The sequence below is a fragment of the Nocardia sp. A7 genome (genome assembly GCF_046549215.1).
GTDB lineage: Bacteria > Actinomycetota > Actinomycetes > Mycobacteriales > Mycobacteriaceae > Nocardia.
In genome coordinates, this window is sequence record NZ_JAJPWE010000003.1 from 566,747 (window position 1) to 585,829 (window position 19,083).

Annotated in this window: 15 protein-coding genes; 7 read left to right on the plus strand and 8 right to left on the minus strand. The window is 68.8% G+C overall.

Going from position 1 to position 19,083, the window contains the following annotated elements; genetic code table 11:
* Positions 1–99: 99 nt before the first annotated feature.
* On the plus strand, positions 100–777 hold the full coding sequence (locus ACLJPD_RS20480; protein WP_410874539.1) for a trimeric intracellular cation channel family protein: 678 nt from the start codon (positions 100–102) through the stop codon (positions 775–777).
* Positions 778–806: 29 nt separating this feature from the next.
* Here ACLJPD_RS20480 and ACLJPD_RS20485 read toward each other — a convergent pair whose 3' ends face one another.
* Entirely contained in the window at positions 807–1,985 is a 1,179-nt protein-coding gene (locus tag ACLJPD_RS20485) for a pyridoxal phosphate-dependent aminotransferase (protein ID WP_410874182.1), read from the minus strand.
* A 174-nt stretch (positions 1,986–2,159) separates the two neighbouring features.
* Between ACLJPD_RS20485 and ACLJPD_RS20490 the strand changes: the two genes are divergently transcribed.
* The gene (locus ACLJPD_RS20490) at positions 2,160–2,375 is read left to right on the plus strand and encodes a hypothetical protein (RefSeq protein WP_410874184.1); all 216 of its coding nucleotides are present in this window, start codon (positions 2,160–2,162) and stop codon (positions 2,373–2,375) included.
* A gap of 42 nt (positions 2,376–2,417) precedes the next feature.
* Here the strand turns inward: ACLJPD_RS20490 and sigJ are convergent, their stop codons facing one another.
* Positions 2,418–3,317: an RNA polymerase sigma factor SigJ gene (gene sigJ / locus ACLJPD_RS20495; protein WP_410874186.1), complete on the minus strand. Its 900-nt coding sequence runs from the start codon at positions 3,315–3,317 to the stop codon at positions 2,418–2,420.
* A 115-nt stretch (positions 3,318–3,432) separates the two neighbouring features.
* Between sigJ and ACLJPD_RS20500 the strand changes: the two genes are divergently transcribed.
* Positions 3,433–4,266: an SMP-30/gluconolactonase/LRE family protein gene (locus ACLJPD_RS20500; RefSeq protein WP_410874188.1), complete on the plus strand. Its 834-nt coding sequence runs from the start codon at positions 3,433–3,435 to the stop codon at positions 4,264–4,266.
* 42 nt (positions 4,267–4,308) lie between these two features.
* Positions 4,309–4,929, plus strand: coding sequence for a GNAT family N-acetyltransferase (locus ACLJPD_RS20505; protein ID WP_410874190.1), 621 nt, complete (start codon positions 4,309–4,311; stop codon positions 4,927–4,929).
* A 28-nt stretch (positions 4,930–4,957) separates the two neighbouring features.
* Here ACLJPD_RS20505 and hrpB read toward each other — a convergent pair whose 3' ends face one another.
* A complete protein-coding gene (hrpB, locus tag ACLJPD_RS20510) occupies positions 4,958–7,612 on the minus strand; it encodes an ATP-dependent helicase HrpB (protein WP_410874192.1) in 2,655 nt (884 codons plus the stop codon).
* A 99-nt stretch (positions 7,613–7,711) separates the two neighbouring features.
* Between hrpB and ACLJPD_RS20515 the strand changes: the two genes are divergently transcribed.
* Positions 7,712–8,329, plus strand: coding sequence for a LysE family translocator (locus ACLJPD_RS20515; protein ID WP_410874194.1), 618 nt, complete (start codon positions 7,712–7,714; stop codon positions 8,327–8,329).
* A gap of 64 nt (positions 8,330–8,393) precedes the next feature.
* Here the strand turns inward: ACLJPD_RS20515 and ACLJPD_RS20520 are convergent, their stop codons facing one another.
* Positions 8,394–9,482 (minus strand): 3-deoxy-7-phosphoheptulonate synthase, encoded by a 1,089-nt coding sequence (locus ACLJPD_RS20520; RefSeq protein WP_410874195.1) that lies wholly within the window; start codon positions 9,480–9,482, stop codon positions 8,394–8,396.
* Positions 9,483–9,785: 303 nt separating this feature from the next.
* On the opposite strand from ACLJPD_RS20520, the gene ACLJPD_RS20525 reads away from it, so the two are divergent.
* Positions 9,786–10,595: an NAD(P)H-binding protein gene (locus ACLJPD_RS20525; RefSeq protein WP_410874197.1), complete on the plus strand. Its 810-nt coding sequence runs from the start codon at positions 9,786–9,788 to the stop codon at positions 10,593–10,595.
* Positions 10,596–10,598: 3 nt separating this feature from the next.
* Here the strand turns inward: ACLJPD_RS20525 and ACLJPD_RS20530 are convergent, their stop codons facing one another.
* From ACLJPD_RS20530 to ACLJPD_RS20540, 3 genes are all read right to left on the minus strand, one after another.
* Positions 10,599–11,069 carry a carboxymuconolactone decarboxylase family protein gene (locus ACLJPD_RS20530; RefSeq protein WP_410874199.1) on the minus strand — a complete coding sequence of 157 codons (471 nt, stop codon included), beginning with the start codon at positions 11,067–11,069 and terminating at the stop codon, positions 10,599–10,601.
* A 77-nt stretch (positions 11,070–11,146) separates the two neighbouring features.
* The gene (locus ACLJPD_RS20535; protein WP_410874201.1) at positions 11,147–12,010 is read right to left on the minus strand and encodes an oxidoreductase; all 864 of its coding nucleotides are present in this window, start codon (positions 12,008–12,010) and stop codon (positions 11,147–11,149) included.
* A gap of 58 nt (positions 12,011–12,068) precedes the next feature.
* A complete protein-coding gene (locus tag ACLJPD_RS20540; RefSeq protein WP_410874203.1) occupies positions 12,069–15,815 on the minus strand; it encodes an amino acid adenylation domain-containing protein in 3,747 nt (1,248 codons plus the stop codon).
* Between the two features lie 188 nt (positions 15,816–16,003).
* Here ACLJPD_RS20540 and ACLJPD_RS20545 point away from each other — a divergent pair, with 188 nt between their 5' ends.
* Positions 16,004–17,641, plus strand: a complete 1,638-nt coding sequence (locus ACLJPD_RS20545; protein ID WP_410874205.1) for a (2,3-dihydroxybenzoyl)adenylate synthase — start codon at positions 16,004–16,006, stop codon at positions 17,639–17,641.
* Here ACLJPD_RS20545 and ACLJPD_RS20550 read toward each other — a convergent pair.
* Positions 17,621–18,928 carry a salicylate synthase gene (locus tag ACLJPD_RS20550; protein WP_410874207.1) on the minus strand — a complete coding sequence of 436 codons (1,308 nt, stop codon included), beginning with the start codon at positions 18,926–18,928 and terminating at the stop codon, positions 17,621–17,623. The genes ACLJPD_RS20545 and ACLJPD_RS20550 overlap by 21 nt on opposite strands.
* Between the last annotated feature and the right edge of the window lie 155 nt (positions 18,929–19,083).

Here is a 19,083-nt window from a genome sequence, read left to right on the forward strand (position 1 = left end):
ACGGTTGTGCCTTTACCGCCCCGGCTCGCCGACCCCCGCGCCCTCTCATGTCACGCTGCTCCGGACAGTTGATGGAAGGAGCGTGCCGTGAGCACCGGGATGCTGATGGGAATTGTGGCGGCGGGCCCCTCCGTGACAGAGCTCGATTCGGCCGTGGCGGCCGTGCATCGAAGCGGCGAGATGATGGGAGTGATCTCGTTCGCGGCCTCGGGCGCGCTGGTCGCCGTGCGCAAGCGGCTCGACCTGTTCGGGATGGTCGTGCTGGCGTGCGCGACCGCGCTCGGCGGCGGCATCGTGCGTGACCTGCTGATCGGGCGAACGCCACCGGCCGCGTTCACGAACCTGACGTACCTGTCCGCGTCGATGGTGACCGCGCTGATCCTGTACTTCATCGCGCCGTCGCGCCGCCTCACCAAGGGGCCACTCGAAATCGCCGATGCGATCGGGCTCGGGCTGTTCTGCGTCACCGGCACGGTGATCGCCTACTCGGCGGGCATCGGCGCACCCACCGCGGCCCTGCTCGGGATGACCACCGCGATCGGCGGCGGGGTGATCAGGGACGTGCTCAGCGGCGAGGTGCCCAGCGTCCTACGGCCCGATCAGGACCTCTACGCGATCCCGGCCCTTTTCGGTGCGGCCGCCACCGCCACACTGCTGCACTTCGACGTGTACGAAACGTGGACCGGGCTGCTCGCGGCAGCGGGGGCGGTGGGGTTTCGGCTGCTGGCTCGCCATTATCAGTGGCATGCGCCGTTGGCCCGGCATGCGCGCGACTGATCCCCACGAATCAGGTTGCCTGCCTGTGGTCAACGCATGGTGACGCCGGTTCGGAGTCGGCGAATTCCTTCGTCGATCGTCTCGTCGCGCTTGCTGAAGGTGAAGCGCACCAGGTGTTTCCAGTCGTAGGGGTGGTCGGCGAAGACGCTGACCGGTACGGCGGCTACCCCCAGTCGCGCGGGCAGCTCGCGGCAGAACGCGAGCCCGTCCTCGGCGCCGAGCGGTCGGATGTCGGCGCAGACGAAATAACCGCCGTCACTGGCAGACACCTTGAACCCGTTATCGCGCAACGCATTCGACAGACGCACCCGTTTGTCCGCCAGCCCGTCGCGCTGCGCGTGAACCCAGTCGAGTTCCTCGTCGATCGCATAGGCGACCGCGGGCTGGAACGGGCCGCCGCCCACGAAGGTGAGGAACTGTTTGGCCGCGAGCACACCGTCGAGCAGTGGCGCGGGCGCACAGGCCCAACCGATCTTCCAGCCGGTGACATTGAAAGTCTTGGCGGCACTGGATATCACGATGGTCCGCTCGCGCATTCCGGGGAGCGTGGAGATGCTGATGTGTTCGGTGCCGTCGTAGACGAGATGCTCGTACACCTCGTCGGTCAGCACCAGCAGATCGTGTTCGACGGCCAACTCGGCGATCGCGGCGAGGTCGGCGCGGCCGAGGACGGCACCGGTGGGGTTGTGTGGCGAATTGACCATCAGCATGCGGGTACTCGGCGTGATCGCGGCGCGCAGGCTGTCCAGGTCGAGCACGAATCGGTCGCCGTCGGGCACCAGGCGGGCCGTCCGTCGCTGCGCACCGGCGAGGGCGATCGCGGCGGAGTAGGAGTCGTAGTACGGCTCGATCAGCACCACCTCCTGGCCCGGCTCCACCAGGCCGAGCACGGTGGCACTGATCGCTTCGGTCGCGCCGACGGTCACCAGGATCTCGGTGGCCGGGTCGTAGGCGGTGCCGTAGCGGCGAGCGCGGTCGTCGGCGATCGCCTGACGCAGTACCGGCATCCCGCGACCGGGCGGGTACTGGTTGAGCCCGTCGGCGATGGCCGCGCGCGCGACTTCGAGCATGCCCGCAGGCCCATCCGTGTCGGGGAAGCCCTGCCCCAGATTCACCGCGTCGTGGCGGACGGCCAGCTCGGTCATCTCGGCGAAGATGGTCGACCGGAACGGGCGCAGGCGGGCGACAGTAGGCGGCACAGGCGGCATCTTCGCAGCGTAGCCCACTGATCATCGACGTTGCCGAACGATAGCGAACACACATGTTTCACAAACGTTTTCCTATGTTGACCTGCGCTATTGTGCGGTTCCCCAACCTCAGCTAGCCTCGCCGTGTTCTACCTCACACACCACGATGGCGTGGTATATCGAAAGGGGCGCTCTATGGCCTCACCTCTGCTCGACTTCCTCCTGCAACCGGCTGCGTCGGAGGTAGCCGGTTCAGCCCTGCAATTCATTCGGGAACAACTGTTCGGCAGCCCGATCGTGGACCTGTTCACCGGTTCGGCCACGCCGGACAACAACATGGGTTCCTCGACCGGCGACCACAACCTCGGCTCGTCGACCGGCGACCACAACTGGGGATCCACCTACCCGTAACAAGTCCTGACCGCTGACCCGCGGGCCTGACGGTGTTGCGGGTCAGCGGGGGCGGGCGCCGGAGAGTTTCGCCACATTGGCGAAATCGTAGGTGGCCCAGATCTTTCCCTCGCGCACGGCGAAGGCGAGGACGCGCACCGGGCGCCCGAACGGCGAGTTCGGGTCGGTGAACACCAGACCCGATTGCCCGTTCACCGTGGCGGCGCCCATGTCCAACCCCGGTTCCTCCTGATGCCTGCGCCACAGGGCAATCGCCAATCGGGCGACCTTCTCCTGTCCGGCAACCACATTCAGCGCGGTCTTGGTCGTACCCCCGGCATCAGCCGTGAAGGTCGTGTCCGGATGCAGCGTCGCCGCCACCGCGGCGACATCGCCGGTGGCCAGCGCCGCGAGGAACCGTCGCACCGCCTGATCGTGCACATCGTCGGCGACCGGCTCGGGTGCCCGAGCCGCCGCCCGGCGCGCCCGCACCGCCAATTGCCTTGCGGCCTCGGCAGAAACACCGAGGATGTCGGCGATCTCGCCGAACGGAACCCCTAACCCCTCGTGCAATACCAGCGCGACTCGCTGCTGCGGCGTCAACGCGTCGAGCACCACCATCGCCGCCATCCGGCTGTCCTGATCGCGGACCACCACATCCAGCGGATCCGGTGTGCGCGAGGACGACGCGGCGGACACGATCGGCTCCGGAAGCCATTGCCCCACATAGGTTTCGCGGCGCACAGCGGCACTTCGCAAGTGGTCGAGGCAGATTCGGCTGACCACTGTCGTCAGCCACGCGCGCAGATCGTCGATCTCGGACTGGTGCACCCCGGCCATCCGCAGCCAGCTCTCCTGCACCGCGTCCTCGGCGTCGCCGACGCTTCCGGTGAGCCGGTAGGCGACGGAAAGCAAGTGCGTTCGATGCGATTCGAACAGGTCGGCGAGAAACGGGGAAACCATCGAGGCCGATCCTACGGAGTACCCCACCGCGTTCGGACCCACGGGTCGGGCACCGGTGATTCCGCGCGGGCCATCTCGTCTGTACTACTACTGCCAACAACAAGGACGGCGCTGGATGAGTACACCCGAGGTTGTGTTAAACGGGATCGTGTTCGGCGAGTCGCCGCGCTGGCACGACGGTCGACTGTGGTTCTCGGATTGGGGCGCGAACCAGGTGATCGTCGTCGACGAGCACGGCCCCGAGGTCGTCGCCACGATCCCGTCCTTTCCGATGTGCATCGACTTCCTGCCCGACGGTCGATTGGTGATCGTCGACTCCGCGGCCCGGCGGCTGCTGCGCCGCGAACCCGACGGCTCGCTCGTGGCCTACGCCGACCTCTCGCCCGTGTCGGACAAACCGTGGAACGACATCGTGATCGACGAGCGCGGCAATGCCTACGTCAACAACATCGGCTTCGATTTCCCCGGTGGGGACTTCGTGCCCGGCGTCATCGCGCGCATCACGCCCACCGGTGAGGTGCGCCAGGTCGCCGACGGACTCGCGTTTCCCAACGGCATGGCGATCACCGCCGACGGCACGACCCTGATCGTGGCCGAGTCGTACGCGAATAAGCTCACCGCCTACGACATCGCGGCCGACGGCGAGCTGACCGATCGCCGCGTGTGGGCGGCGACTCCGGGCGATCACCCGGACGGGATCTGCCTCGATACCGACGGCCAGCTCTGGTACGCGGATGTGGGCAACCAGCATTGCGTCAGGGTTCGGGAAGGTGGCGAGGTGTCGGAGACGGTCACGCTCGACCGTGGCGCGTTCGCGTGCACGCTCAGCCGGGACGGGGATCCGCGGTTGTACGTGGTCGGACAGAGCTGGGGCGACGCCGAAGCGACCGGGCCGACGGGACAGGTCGTTGCCTTCCCCGCGCCCGCACCGGGTGCGGGAAGGCCGTGAAAATGCGGCGAGATTTTCGGGGCCGACTGCCAAGATGACCGGATGTACGAGCACACGCTCACCGACAGCACGGTCTGGCTCACCCGCCCGACCGGGGCCGATATCGACCGTATCGTCGAGTGCTGTCAGGACCCCGATGTGCAGCGCTGGACCACGATCCCCGTCCCCTATCACCGGTCCGACGCCGAGGAATTCCTGGACCGCGTAGTGGCTCCCGGGTGGGCGGACAACGTGCCGGTCTGGGCGATCCGCACCGCCGAGGACGGGCGAGTCGAGGGGATGGTCGGCCTGCACACGCGCGGGCCTGGCACCTGCGAGATCGGCTTCTGGCTCGCCCCGGGACACCGCGGGCGCGGCCTGATGTCACGCACCGTCGCTCTGGTGTGCGATTTCGGTTTCGCCGCCGACGGTCTCGCGCTGGACCGGATCACCTGGCGCGCGATAGTGGGCAACAACCCTTCAGCCGCCGTCGTCCGACGCAACGGCTTCCACTACGAAGGGCTGACCCGCTCGGGCGGGGTGCAGCGCGGCACCCGGGTCGACGAGTGGCTCGCGGCCCGACTCGCCACCGACCCGGCCGGGCCGGTAGACGGGTGGCCGGCTTCGGCGCAGACCGGGCACTTCGCGACTGCCGGCGAGATCGAGTCCGTCGATGGCGGATGACGCGCCGCCACTCGCCTGACGATCGAAGTCAGTTCGGGCGGTCAGGAGCTCGGCGAGCGGTGCCTCGGTGGGCGAGGACGGTGGTGGGGTCTTCGGGCCAGGCGTGCTTGGGGTAGCGGCCGCGCAGGTCGGCGCGGACCTGGGGCCAGCCGTTCTTCCAGAAGGAGGCCAGGTCGGCGGTGACGGCGACGGGGCGTTGGGCCGGGGAGAGCAGGTGGAGCAGGATCCGGGCGCGGCCGTCGGCGAGGGCCGGTGGGTCGGTCCAGCCGAAGATCTCTTGGACTTTGACCGCGAGGATCGGCTGGTCGGCGGCGTAGTCGAGGCGCACGCGGCTGCCGGAGGGGACTTCCAGGCGTTCGGGAGCCAGTTCGTCGAGGCGGGTGGCGGTGGGCCACGGAAGCAGGCGGCGTAGCGCGGTGCCCGCGTCGATGCGGGCGAGGTCGGAACGGCGGCGGGCCGTCGACAGTTCGGGGCCGAGCCAGGTGCCGAGGTCGGCCAGGAGTGCGTCGTCGTCGACAGCGGGCCATGGTGCGCCGAGGGTGCGGTGCAGGAAGTCCAGGCGTTGACGCAGGTTGCGCGCGTCATCGCTCCACCGAAGCAGATTCAGTCCTTCCGACTGAAGTCCTTGCCGCAGAGCCTGTTCGACCAATCGCGGATCCGGCCGACGTATCGCCTGCTCCGACAAGACGATCGCACCCAGCCGTTCCACCCGCCGAGCCACCACATCACCGCCGTCCCACCGCACCTCATCGGCCACGACCACCAACCCCGGCGCCGCTTCCCGCGCGAGATCCTCATCGGCGATGGCCGCCAGGCGAATTCGCCCCTCGGCCCGCCCAGGATCACGATCAGCGATCGCCACCGCGAGCCATTCCGCCGCGGCCAACCCCGAACCGGGCGGCAGCGTCACCGCGGTGCCGCCCGCCATGAGATACGTCGGCGACCCACTCGACCGCCGACGAGCCAACCGCTCCGGCTGCGCCAGCGCGATCAGCAGGGCCGCGACATCAGTTTCGGAACCACCACTGTCGTTGCCCGACCCGCTGACGCTCGACCGGTCACGCGGGCCCACCCCGGGCGGAGCAGCGGCCTGCGCGCCCTCGCCGAGCGGTCGGTCGGGCTTGTCGCTGGTCGACGTGGTCGTGACGAGTCGCGTCAGGCGTTGGACTTCGCGGGACCACCGGGGCGGGCGTTCGGCGCGGAGGGTGCGCAGGGCTGCCGCCGCGTCGACGGAGTGGGCAAGGGAGTCGTCGTCCATCAGGACCACCATTTCGGCGGCGGCTTTCGCGCCGACCCTGGCTTTCCCGTCGAGCAGCGCGCGGGCGAGGCGTGGGTGCAGGCCGAGATCGGCCATGGCCTTGCCGCGCGGGGTGATGTGGCCGGAATCGTCGAGGGCGCCCAGGGCGCGCAGGACGGTGTGGGCCGCGGCGAGGCCACCTTCCGGTGGGGCGTCCCACCAGGCGAGGCCGGTGCCGTCGGGGGTGCCCCAGCAGGCCAATTCCAGTGCGAGACGGGTGAGTTCGGCGGTGCGGATCTCGGGTTCGGGATAGGCGGGCAAGGTTTGATGTTCGTATTCGGGCCAGCAGCGCCAGACGTGGCCGGGGGCTTCCCGGCCCGCGCGGCCTGCGCGCTGTTCGGCTACCGCTGCCGAAACACGCACTGTCGCGAGGCCGGACAGGCCGCGCCGGTGATCGACGCGGGAGACACGGGACTGGCCCGAGTCGACCACCGCGCGTACGCCGGGGACGGTGAGGCTGGATTCGGCTACCGCAGTGGACAATACGACTCGTCGCCGCGATCCCGGCCGGAGCGCGAGGTCCTGCGCAGCGCCCGCCAGCCTGCCGTGCAACGGGACCACGTCGACATCATCGAGGTCACGCAGAAGCCCTGCCGTGCGGTTGATCTCCCCGACACCTGGTAGGAAGACGAGCACGTCACCGTCGATGGTGGCCAGCGCACTGCGGGTAGCCCGCGCGACCTGCGCTTCGATCCGCTCGCGAGGCAGGGCGGGGACGTAGCTGACCTCGACCGGATAGGTCCGCCCGTGTACTTCCAGAACCGGGGCACGCGAGCTGTCGAGCGAGTGCGCCTGTTGCGCGGGCACCGAAGTTCCGCCTCCGTCCGCATCGATGACACCCTGTCCAGCACCTCGACCGGTCTCTCCGGTGCCGAGCAGTTGTGCCAGGCGATCCGAGGCCACCGTCGCCGAGGTCGCGAGTACCCGCAGATCCGGCCGCAACCCTGACCGCGCGTCGAGCAACAGTGCCAGCAGCAGGTCGGCGTCCAGGTGTCGCTCGTGACATTCGTCGAGCACCACCGTGCCGACCCCTGCCAACTCAGGATCGCTCTGCAGCCGGCGCACCAACAACCCGGACGTCACCACCTCGATCCGCGTCCGCGCCCCCACCTTCCGATCCCCCCGCACCGCGTACCCCACGGTCTCCCCGACCCGCTCCCCCAGCAGCGCCGCCATCCGCGCCGCCGCCGCCCGCGCCGCCAACCGCCGAGGCTCGGCCACCACGATGCGCCCCGCCGACCCGGCCGCCAGCGCCAACGGCACCAGCGTGGTCTTACCGGTGCCCGGCGGCGCGACCAGCACCGCGACCCCGCGCTCGGCCAGCGTCGCGGTGATCCGCTCCAGCTCCGGTCGCACCGGAAGGTCGGGAAGTTCGGGAAGCTTCATCACCGACCAGTCTGCCGCCCCGCCGGCTCGCCCGAGCAACCGGTGATCACCGGTGCGGAAAGGGCGCGGCGCGCTCGCTGTCTGGTTACGCTGCGGGAGATGAGCATCGAGTTCGCGTTGACCACGCTTGTCATCGTCGCCACGCCGGGGACCGGGGTCCTGTTCACGTTGGCGGCTGGGCTTTCCCGTGGCACGAAGGCGAGTGCGATCGCCGCCTTCGGGTGCACGTTGGGGATCGTTCCGCACATGATCGCGGCGATCACGGGGCTGGCCGCGCTGTTGAACACCAGCGCTGTCGCGTTCCAGACCTTGAAGTATCTCGGCGTCGCGTATCTGCTGTACATGGCGTGGAATACCTTGCGGGACAAGGGCGCACTCGCTGTTCCAGAGGAGCGCAACACGGCGCGACCTTCGGCGCGACAGGTCGTCACCTCGGCGGTGCTGCTCAATATCTTGAACCCGAAGCTGACGATCTTCTTCTTCGCGTTCCTGCCCCAGTTCGTCCCGACGGGCGCACCGAACGCACTGGGTCGCATGCTCGAGCTCAGCGGGCTGTTCATGCTCGCCACGTTCGTGGTGTTCGCGGGTTACGGGGCTGTCGCCGCGGCGATGCGCACCTATGTGTTGTCTCGCCCGGTGGTGGTGCGGTGGATGCGGCGGGTGTTCGGTGTCTCGTTCGTCGTCCTGGCGGGACGTCTCGCGGTGCAGAACCAGTAACGCCCTGGACAGACAAGTGCGGGCCCCGGAATCCGAGGCCCGCACCGAACAGCTGTCGAACGAACTACCCGCGGCGCGCGGCCACAGCGTCGGCCAAACGGTCGAGCTGGGTGGCGGTGGTGTTCCAGTCGATGCACGCGTCGGTGATGGACTGGCCGTAGGTCAGGTCAGCGGCCTTGCCGAGAGTCAGGTCCTGGCGACCCGCCACCAGGAACGATTCCAGCATCACGCCGACCACACCCTGCTCGCCCGCGGCGATCCGGTCGGCGATGTCGGTGACGACGTCGACCTGCTTGTTGTGGTCCTTGTTGCTGTTGCCGTGGCTGGCGTCGACGACCAGGCGCTGGGCCAGCGACGACTTCTCCAGGCGCAGCTTGGCCTCCGCACAGGAGGCGGCGTCGAAGTTGGTGCCGTTGCTGCCGCCGCGCAGGATGACGTGGCAGTCGGGGTTGCCCGAGGTGCGGATCAGCGCGGAGCGACCGTCCAGGTCGGTGCCGGGGAAGACGTGGCTGGCGGCGGCGGCGCGTACACCGTCGACCGCAACCTGCACGTCACCGTCGGTGCCGTTCTTGATGCCGACCGGCATCGACAGCGCCGAGGACAGCTGCCGGTGCACCTGGCTGGCGGCGGTGCGGGCACCGATCGCGCCGTAGGAGACCAGGTCGGCGATGTACTGCGGGGTGATCGGGTCGAGGAACTCGCACGCGACCGGCAGGCCGAGGGCGGTGATGTCGACGAGAACCTTGCGGCCGATGCCGAGGCCGGTGTTCACGTCGAACGAGCCGTCCAGGTGCGGATCGTTGATCAGACCCTTCCAGCCCAGCGTGGTGCGCGGCTTCTCGAAGTACACGCGCATCACGATGTGCAGCCGGTCGCTCAGCTCGGCGGCCTTCTCGGCCAGCTTGCGCGCGTATTCCAGCGCGGCGACGGGGTCGTGCACCGAGCACGGGCCGACGATCACCATAAGGCGGTCGTCATCACCGTTGAGCACGTCGACGGTGGCCCTGCGACCCGTTCGCACGGTGTCGGCGAGGGCGTCGGTGATCCGGTGGACCGTGCGGACCTCGGCGGGCGAGCGCAAAGGGCTCACGCTCAGGGTGCGCTGGTCATCGAGGTCAGAATGCCGCGAGTCAACATCGGCTGCGGTGGTCATGGGATGTGGGTCCTTTGCGTTAGGAGGCCGACCCACGGAAATCGCTACCGTCGAGCCGGGCGTTATCCGGCTCGAGGTGGAGGAAGTCAGCGCGCAGGGTCGCAGACCGGCCCACCCAGGGCCGGATAGCTAAACCAGAAATATGCGCGCTGCATGCCGTGGACTGTACCACCGGTAAAACGCCGAGAGGCCTGCCATGGTTGCCCAGAGTGTGGACCGTCACATCGCGCGCGCCGCGAAGAATGTCTTGACCTCAACCTTGCTCGAGCTCCTAGCGTCGTGGTCGAGGAAAGGAAATCGACTGTGACAACACTGGTTACGGGCGCGACCGGCAATACCGGTCGCCAGGTGGTGCGAGAACTCGTCAGCCGGGGCGAGAAGGTCAAGGCGGTAACCCGGGATGCCGATGCGGCCCGGGCGCTCCTCGGCTCCGAGGTGGAACTGTTCGCCGGAACGCACAACGTGCCGTCCACGCTCGACGATGCCTGGCACGGCGTCGACCGACTGCATGTGACGGTGACCAATGGGCTCGCCGACGTCGGTGCCGAGCTGATCGGCAAGGCGGTCGACGCGGGCGTGCGGCGCATCACCGTGGTCTGGGGTGGCGGGGTCGGGCCGGTCGAGCAGGCGATCGCGGAGTCCGGGGTCGAGTGGACGCGGCTCGAACCGCAGGAGTTCATGGCGAACACGCTGACCTGGATCGATCCGATCCTGGCCGACGGCGTCGTGCGTGAGCCGTACGCGCATCCGAGCGCGCTGGTGCACGAGGCCGATATCGGGGCGATCGCGGCCGTCGCGTTGCTGGAAGACGGGCACGCGGGCCGCGCGTACAACCTCACCGGCCCGCAGGCCCTCACTCCGCCGCAACGGTTGGCGATCCTGGGGCAGGCGGCGGGCCGCGAACTCACCTTCACCACGATCACCCATCAGCAGGCGGTGGAACGGCTGATGGCGACGGGGGTCTCGAAGGCCGACGCCGACTACGTGATCGGCTGGTACGCCGAGTCGAGTCCCGAGTCGTACACGGTCGACCCGACGGTGGAGCAGGTGCTCGGCCGACCCGCGCGCACTTTCGTGCAGTGGGCGGCCGAGCACGGGCACCGGTTCCGTTGACCCTCAGCCCCACTGGCCGGGCACATAGTCGCCCGCGGGGGTGTGGGCGATGGCGTTGAGGCGGTTCCAGGCGTTGATCAACGCGATGCCGGCGATCAGGGCGGCGATCTGGTCGTCGTCGTAGTGCTTGCGGACCTGATCGAAGGTGTCGTCGCTGACGTGGCCGCCGTCGGCGGTGCGGGTCGCTTCCTCGGTGAGGGCGAGGGCGGCCCGTTCCGCCTCGGTGAAGACGTTCGCTTCCCGCCAGGCGGCGACCAGGTTGATCCGCACCGAGGTTTCGCCCGCGTGCGCGGCATCCTTGGTGTGCATGTCCACGCAGTAGCTGCAGCCGTTGATCTGCGAGGCCCTGATCTTCACCAGTTCGTAGGTGGACTTGGGCAGCGGGGAATCGTCGATGACCTTGCCCGCCATGTTCATTCGCTTGCTGAAGCTCGCGGTGATGGCGTTGCCGTAGAGATTGAAGCGCGCTTCCATGATGTCTCCTTCGTCGTGGGCTCATCGAGATGACGAAGTAGCCGCTCGCAGTGTGACATCGGCGTGACGCCGATCACTCAGATCAGGCCGCAGAGCTTTTCGGAGAGCTCCCACAGTTCGGCCGCGACCTTGCGATTCCTGGCCGCCGGCGCGCTGCCCGCACGGGCGGGGTTACCGCGCAGGCCGAGGAATCCGTCGGGGCCGTAGAACGCGCCCGGCACCACAGCGGCGGTGGCGGCGAACAGGATGGGCAGCGCGCCCTGTTCGGCGGTCGGGGCGAGGACGCGGTTGCCCAGCCACATGATCGCGTCCTGGATGGTTTCGGTGTGCGACATGAGTTCGGTCGCGGCGTAGCCGGGGTGAGCGGCCACCGAGATCACCGCCGCGCCCTCACCGGCCAGTCGACGTTGCAGTTCGTAGGCGAACATCAGGTTGGCCAGTTTGGACTGACCATAGGCGAGCCAGCGGTCGTAGCCGCGCTGTTCCCAGTTGGGGTCGACCAGGTCGATCTTGCCGATCCGGTGCGCGACGCTCGAGACCGTCACCACCCGGTCGGTGACGCGGTCGAGCAGCAGATTGGTGAGCGCGAAATGGCCGAGATAGTTTGTGCCGAACTGCATTTCGAAACCGTCGGCGGTGCGGCGCAGCGGCAGGGCCATCACGCCCGCGTTGTTGATCAGCACGTCGACGCGCTCGATCGAATCAGTGAAGGCGCGCACCGAATTCAGATTCGCCAGGTCGAGTTCGCGCACTTCGGTGTCGCCGCGCATCCCCTCGGCTACCCGCTCGGCCTTGGCGACATCGCGACAGGCCAGGATCACCTGCGCACCCGCCGCGGCCAGCGCACGCGCGGTGGCGGCGCCGAGACCGCTGTTGGCACCGGTGACGATGATGGTGCGGCCGGTCTGGTCCGGCAGGTCTGCGGTAGTCCACTTGCTCACTGGCAAAAGTGTAGCGACGCTGGGCAGATGCGCGAATCGGCAAGCGCCGGTGCGAGGTTCATGACTGCGCCAGGATCTCTTCGTCGGTCATCGCGGCGACTTCCAGGTACATCGTCGCCACCAGCTCGAGCCTGCCCGCATCGCCGGAATTCTGTTCCCGCTCCAGCATTCGCACCGCCAGCGCGGCGACGCTGCGGGCGGTGAACAGGTCGGCGACGACGGTGTCGGGGGCGTCGAGCCATTCGCGCACGCGGGCGACGGCGGTGGTGGCGAGCACCGAATCGCCACCGAGGGCGAAGAAGTCGTCGGTGACGCCGATCCGCTCGGTCGCCAGCACTTCGGCGATGACCGTGGCGAGCGCGCGTTCGAGATCGGTGCGTGGCGCGACGAATTCCGCTGCGCTCTCACCTTTTTCGAGGACAGCGCGGATGGCCTTGCGGTCGGGCTTGGCGTTCGGGGTGAGGGGGAGTTCGGACAGCAGTTCGAGCCGGGTCGGCACCATGTAGACCGGGACCAACTCGGCGGTCGCGGCCAGCACCGCGTCGACGTCGAGGACGGTGCCCGGGATCGGCACCACCAGCGCGACCAGTTTCGGCGCGGCCGTCCCGATCACCGCGGCGACCGCGTGGCGGACACCGGGCACGGCGCGCAGCGCGCTCTCCACCTCACCCAGTTCCACCCGGTAGCCCCGGATCTTGACCTGGTGATCGGCGCGGCCGAGGAACTCCAAGCAGCCGTCGGGCAGGTAGCGGGCCAGGTCGCCGGTGCGGTACCAGCGCAGACCCTCGTGGGTGACGAACCGGTCGGCGGTGCGCTCGGGGTCGTTGCGGTAACCGGCTGCCACACCGTCCCCACCGATCCACAGTTCGCCGCTGACCCAGTCGGGGCAGTCGTTGCCCGCGGGCCCGACGACGCGGCACCGGACGTTGCGCAGCGGGGTGCCGTAGGGCACGGCGGTCCATTCGGCGGGGACCCGCGCGTCGACGACCTCGCAGATGGTGGAGTGGATCGCGGTCTCGGTGGCGCCACCGAGACCGGCGAACCGACAGTTCGAGGCCACCGCGGCGAGGCGGGCGGGCAGGGCGACATCGACCCAGTCGCCGCCGAGGATCACCGTGCGCAGCGATGTGAGCGGCTCGCCCCGCGTCGCGGCGGTGAGCAGCATGTCGAGCAGGCTCGGTACACAATTGAGCAGCGAGATCTGGTGGCGGCGAATGAGTTCGACCCAGACGGCAGGGTCGGTGCGCTGCGTGTCATCGACGGTGACCACCGCGCCACCTGCCGCGAGCAGGCCGAAGATGTCGTAGACGGAGAGATCGAATTCGAGAGCCGAGAGGGCGAGCGCTCGGTCGGCGGGGCCGAGGTCGAAGCGCTCGTTGAGGTCGTCGATGGTGTTCATGGCGGCGCGGTGCGGCACCTCGACACCCTTGGGCTTGCCGGTGGAACCGGAGGTGAACAGCACGTACGCGATGTTCTCCGGATCGCCGAAGACCGGGCGCGCCAACGGTTCTGCATGCGTACGGGCCCGCGCGAGGTCGATGGCGTGTGCGTTCGGGATCTGCGCGCCGTCTGTGGTGAGCACGGCGACAGCGCCTGCGGTACTGAGGATTTCGGCGCGACGAGCGTTGGGCTGATCGAATCCGATCGGCACGTACACCGCACCGGCCGCCAGCACACCGAGTACGGCGACGATCTGGTCAGGACCCTTCGGGAGCTGAACGGCCACCGAATCACCCGGCGCTACACCAGCTTCCCGCAGCGCACCTGCCACGGCCAGCGCGTCGGTAGCCAGCTCACCGTAGGTGAGGCTGCCCGAGGGCTCCGACAGCACTGCGGGCGCAGACGGATTCGTCGCGGCGTTCGCGAAGAATCCGGTGTGCAGCAGACCACCACTGACCGGCCCGGCGGTCGCATTGACGCGAGCCCGAGTAGCCGCCTGCTCCAACGGGATTCGCACCCCGGCCTCGGCCTGCCAGCCCGCGCCGCCGATCACGGTTCGATCATCGCCCGTCGGTGTTCCCGTTGCGCTGTCGAGGTTCTCGACGAGTGCGCTGTCCGCACTATCGACGACAGCCTCGGTGGAGGCCTGCCCACCGAGGCGTTCGATCGCTTCGATGTAGCGGGCGAACATGGCCTCGACCATGCCCGCGGGGAAGACGGATTCGCGGATGTCCCAGTTCAGCAGCAGACCGCCGCGGACCTCGGTGATCTGGGCGTCCATGAGGACCTGGGGGCCCTGGGAGATGATCCAGGCGGGGTCACCGAAGGTGTCGGTGACAACGTCGGGGAACAGTTCGCCGAGGTTGAGGGCGCTGGTGTAGACGATGGGAGCCAGGACCGGTTCGCCGCGGTGGCGGCCGAGGTCGCGCAGGACCTCGAGGCCCGAGTACGCGGAGTGGGCGCCTGCTTCATGGAGACGTTGCTGGAGCGCACGCGCGCGGTCGGCGACGGTGGCGGGCTCGGTGACGTCGACTTCCAGCAGGACCGAGGAGGTGAAGTCGCCGACAACACCGTCGACCTGCGGGTGCACCGGTTCACGGTGGAACAGCGGCAGATTCAGCAGGAAACGGCGCTGCGCCGACCAGCCGCCGATGGTCTCGGCGAACACCGAGGCCAGCGCCATGGCCGGCGTGATGCCGCGCGCGTGCGCGGCATCGAACACCTGCGCCTTGGCCTGCGGGGAAAGCCACCGGTGCAGGCGGATCGTCCGGTTCGGGTCCGAGATGTGCTGGGCCAGTGGTAGTTCCGGGGCACCGGGCAGCTCGCCGAGCCGGTCCTGCCACCAGGCACGGTCACGGGCCCGCTCGTCGGCGAGAGAGCGGACAGCATCCGGCCGTTGGGCCGCGAGGGCGCCGGACTGCTGCGCTTCGGCCGTGCCCGCCCGGTAGGCGTCAGGGTTCTGCGGCTGTTGGGCGGCCAGGTACTGGCGGAAGGTGTAGTCCTGGGGCGGTAGCTGTTCGCCGTGGTAGAGGCGGGCGAGGTCGGTGATGAGGATCCGGTAGCTCATGGCGTCGGCAGCGAGCATGTCGACGTCGAGGTGCAGGCGGGTGCGGCCGACGGCGAGGCGGGTGAGGGCGATATCGATCACCTGGCCGTCTTCCACCGCCATACGCTGATGGGTGCGCGCGCTGCGCAACTCCGCGAGCCGCCGCTCGGCTTCCTCGGCAGTAGCCTCGCGCAGGTCGGTCACGCCGAAGACCGCACGGCCGGGCCGGTCGAGGGTCTGCTGGGTGCCGTCGGGCAGGAACCGGGTGCGCAGCATGGGGTGGCGCACCAGCAGTTGCTCGACTGCCTGCTCGAGCCGCTCGGGATACACATCGGAGCCGTCGAATTCGACGTAGAGATGCGCCGCGACACCGCCGAGTTCCTGCGCGTCGGAGCGGCCGATCCAGTACGCGTGCTGCATGGGCGCGAGTGCGAACGGCGTGCCGTCGTCAGGCACGATCACGGATTCTATTGCGACAGAATCCGAGTCATGAACATCCGGACCGGCCACGACCGAGTCGGCAGCAGCGGCCGGGTCCGCGGCGTCACTGATCGCGGCGAGATCGTCGGGGTCGGCGCCGTTGAGGAGGGCGTGCCAGGCATCGACGGTGGGGTGAGCGGCCAGGAGGGCGAAGTTCACGGCGATGCCGCGTTTGCGCCAGGCGCCCGCGAGTTTCATGGTGCGGATGGAGTCGAGGCCGAGCTGGATGAGATCGTCGGCCTCGGCGACGGCGTCGGGGGTGATGTCGAGATGGCGGGCGATCGCGGCACGGATCTCGGCACGGTCGATCCCGTCGGCGCCTGCGGGTGCTGTCTCCATCTGCCGATCACTCCTTGCTCGCCGCCCATCCAGGACGGATTCGGTACTGCCCGGCGGCAGCCTACTCCATTGAGATAGGGTTGCCTAACCTTCTAAAGGGTACCCTGCAGCGTCGGGGTGGGTCTCGGACCACCTCGGCCGGGGAGAGCGCATGCGGCGGCAGCCGCCGAGAACACAGTGAGGCAGTCGTGACTTCGACATCCGTAACCGGCCATCGCGAGGGCTATGTCCCGTTTCCCGACGCCGCCGCGCAGGAGTATCGGGATGCGGGCTACTGGACCGGGCGCACGCTCGGCGATCTGCTGCGCGACACCGCGCGCACCCAGCCCCAGCGGCCCGCCGTGCTCAGTGACACCGGTGCGCAGACCTATGCCGAACTCGACGCCGCCGCCGATCGGATGGCGCACGGACTACTGGCGCTCGGCATCAATCCCGGCGATCGCGTGATCGTGCAGTTGCCGAACATTCCCGAATTCGCGACGGCGCTGTTCGGTGTGCTGCGGGCCGGGCTCATCCCCGTCCTCACGCTGCCCGCGCACCGCCGCGTCGAGATCGAGCACCTGGCCGCGCTGTCCGAAGCGGTGGCCTATCTCATCCCCGACCGCCTCGGCGACTTCGACTACCGCGAGCTCGCCACGACGGTGCAGCAGGCAGTGCCGAGCCTGCGCCATGTGCTGGTCGCAGGCGATCCGGGCGTGGGGAACGGCAGCACCACCGGGTTCGTCGCACTTGATTCGGTTGCCCGCGAGGGTGGTTCGCTGCCGGTGCTCGATCCGTCCGACATCGCGGTGATGCTCGTGTCCGGCGGCACCACCGGCCTGCCGAAGCTGATCGCCCGCACCCACGACGACTACGTCTACAACGCGACCGCCAGCGCGCAGGTCTGCGAGCTCACCGCCGACGACGTCTACCTCACGACGCTGCCAGCGGCGCACAACTTTCCGCTGGCCTGCCCCGGCATCCTCGGCACCATCGCGACCGGCGGCGCCATCGCCTTCACCCTCGATCCGAGCCCGGAGGCCGCGTTCGCCGCGATCGAGAAGCACCGGGTGACCGTCACCGGAGTCGTCCCGCCGCTGGCCCAATTGTGGAGTGCGGCGGTGGATTGGGAGGACGGCGACCTGAGTTCGCTGCGCCTGTTGCAGGTGGGTGGCGCGCGGCTGGCCGAGGTGAACGCCCGCGAGGTGGAGCCCGCGTTGCAGTGCACCTTGCAGCAGGTGTTCGGGATGGCCGAGGGGCTGCTCAACTACACGCGACTCGACGATGACAAAGAGCTCGTCTGCACCACCCAGGGCCGACCGCTCTCCCCCGCCGACGAACTGCGCGTCGTCGATGCCGACGGCAACGATGTCGCCCCGGGCGAGGAGGGCGAACTGCTCACCCGTGGCCCCTACACCCTGCGCGGGTACTACCGCGCGCCCGAACACAACGCACGCGCCTTCACCCCCGACGGCTTCTACCGCAGCGGCGACCTGGTCCGTCAGCTGCCCAGCGGCCACCTGGTCGTGAGCGGCCGGATCAAGGATGTGATCAACCGCGGCGGCGAGAACATCTCCTGCGACGAACTCGAGGAGCACCTGCTCGCCTACCCCACGGTCCGCCACGCCGCCGCGGTCGGCCTGCCCGATGCCTCACTCGGCGAAAAGGCCTGTGTCGTCCTGGTTGTCACCGGCGAGCTGCCCACCCTCGGCGAGGTCAAGACCTTCCTCACCGAACGCGGCCTGGCCACCTACAAGCTCCCCGACCTCGTCCGCCGAGCGGATGCACTGCCGATCACCGCGGTCGGCAAAATCGACAAGAAGGCCCTACGAGCCCTGCACAGCTGAATAGGCCTTGACCACGTAAGGGGCTACGCTGCCGAGCTTTTCGCAGGTCTCCTCGAACTCACGCTCGGGCCGCGACTGCCCCACGATCCCCGCACCGGCGCGCAACCACGCACCCTCACCGTTCTGATAGACGGCCCGCAGCACCAGCGTGGCCTCGAGCGCGCCGGTCGGCGAAACACAGACCACCGCACCGGAATACAGCCCACGCGGGTCGTGATCATTGCGGAACACCGAGTCGACCCCCTCGCGCTTGGGGATGCCGGAGGCGGTCACCGACGGGAACAGCACCTCGAGCGCGTCCCACGCGGTGTGGTTCGCGGCCAGGGTGCCGCGCACGGTGGACGCCAGATGCTGCACACTGCCGCGCTCGCGCACCGCCATGAAATCGGAGACCGCCGACGTGCCCGGCACGGCCACCGCCGAGATCTCGGCGAAGGAAGTCTGCACCGAGATCGCGTGTTCCACGATCTCTTTCGGGTCGGCGAGCAGTTCGGCGCGGGCGGCACCGTCGGCCTCGGCACCGAGCCCGAAGGCCCGCGTACCCGCCAGCGGCTCGGTGGTGACGATGCGTTCGTCGTCGACCGAGGCCACCAATTCGGGGCTGAACCCCGCCGCTTCCAGCCCACCCAGCCGCAGCAGGAACGAGCGGGCGGGCGTGTTGTTGGCCCGGCCGAGGCGATAGGTGGCAGGCACGTCCACCGCGAACGGCAACTCGACCTTGCGCGACAGGATCACCTTCTGATAGCTGCCCGAACGAATTTCGGCGACAGCGGTAGCGACCCGATCCGCGTAACCCGTCGGGTCGGACCGCACGTCGACCGGCGACGCGACCGGCAGGTCGGCATCCTGTGACCCGGCGATCAGATCGTGGATGTCGCACGCTTCGTTCGGGGTCGCGCCGCTGATCCGCACGCCGGTGGCATCGATGCGCACCTCGATCCGCGGAATCATCAGGTGCGCCAACGAGGTCAGCGGATTGAGATACTGGGTCGCCGCGAGCGAGTAGGCGCAGAACTCGAAGCCGATCCAGCCGTAGGCATTGCGGCCGTCGAGTGGCAGGCCCGCCAGCGCGGTGTCGATGACGGCGGCCGGGCGGCCGGTCCACGCGCTGGTGGTGGTCTGCCCATCCCAGACGGTGCGCAGCTCACCGGCGTCGAGTTCCACGCTGCCGAGCGGATCGGCGGCGAACACCCACGCATCGGGCTGCTCGTACATCACGTACTCACCGAAGCGATCGGAGACAGCCAGGCGTGACATCGCTGCCGCGGGGTCGGTCACATACTCCACCCGTACGGGTTGTTCCGTCGACGACAACGATCCTCCAAGGTAAAGCTGACCTAACTTAGCTTGGTTAGGTTAGCATTACCTCGCCGTTTGGCCAGATCCACTATGGGTATTCTTCGACACTCCCGCGTCGCGCAACGCGCTGTAACCCAAGTTCG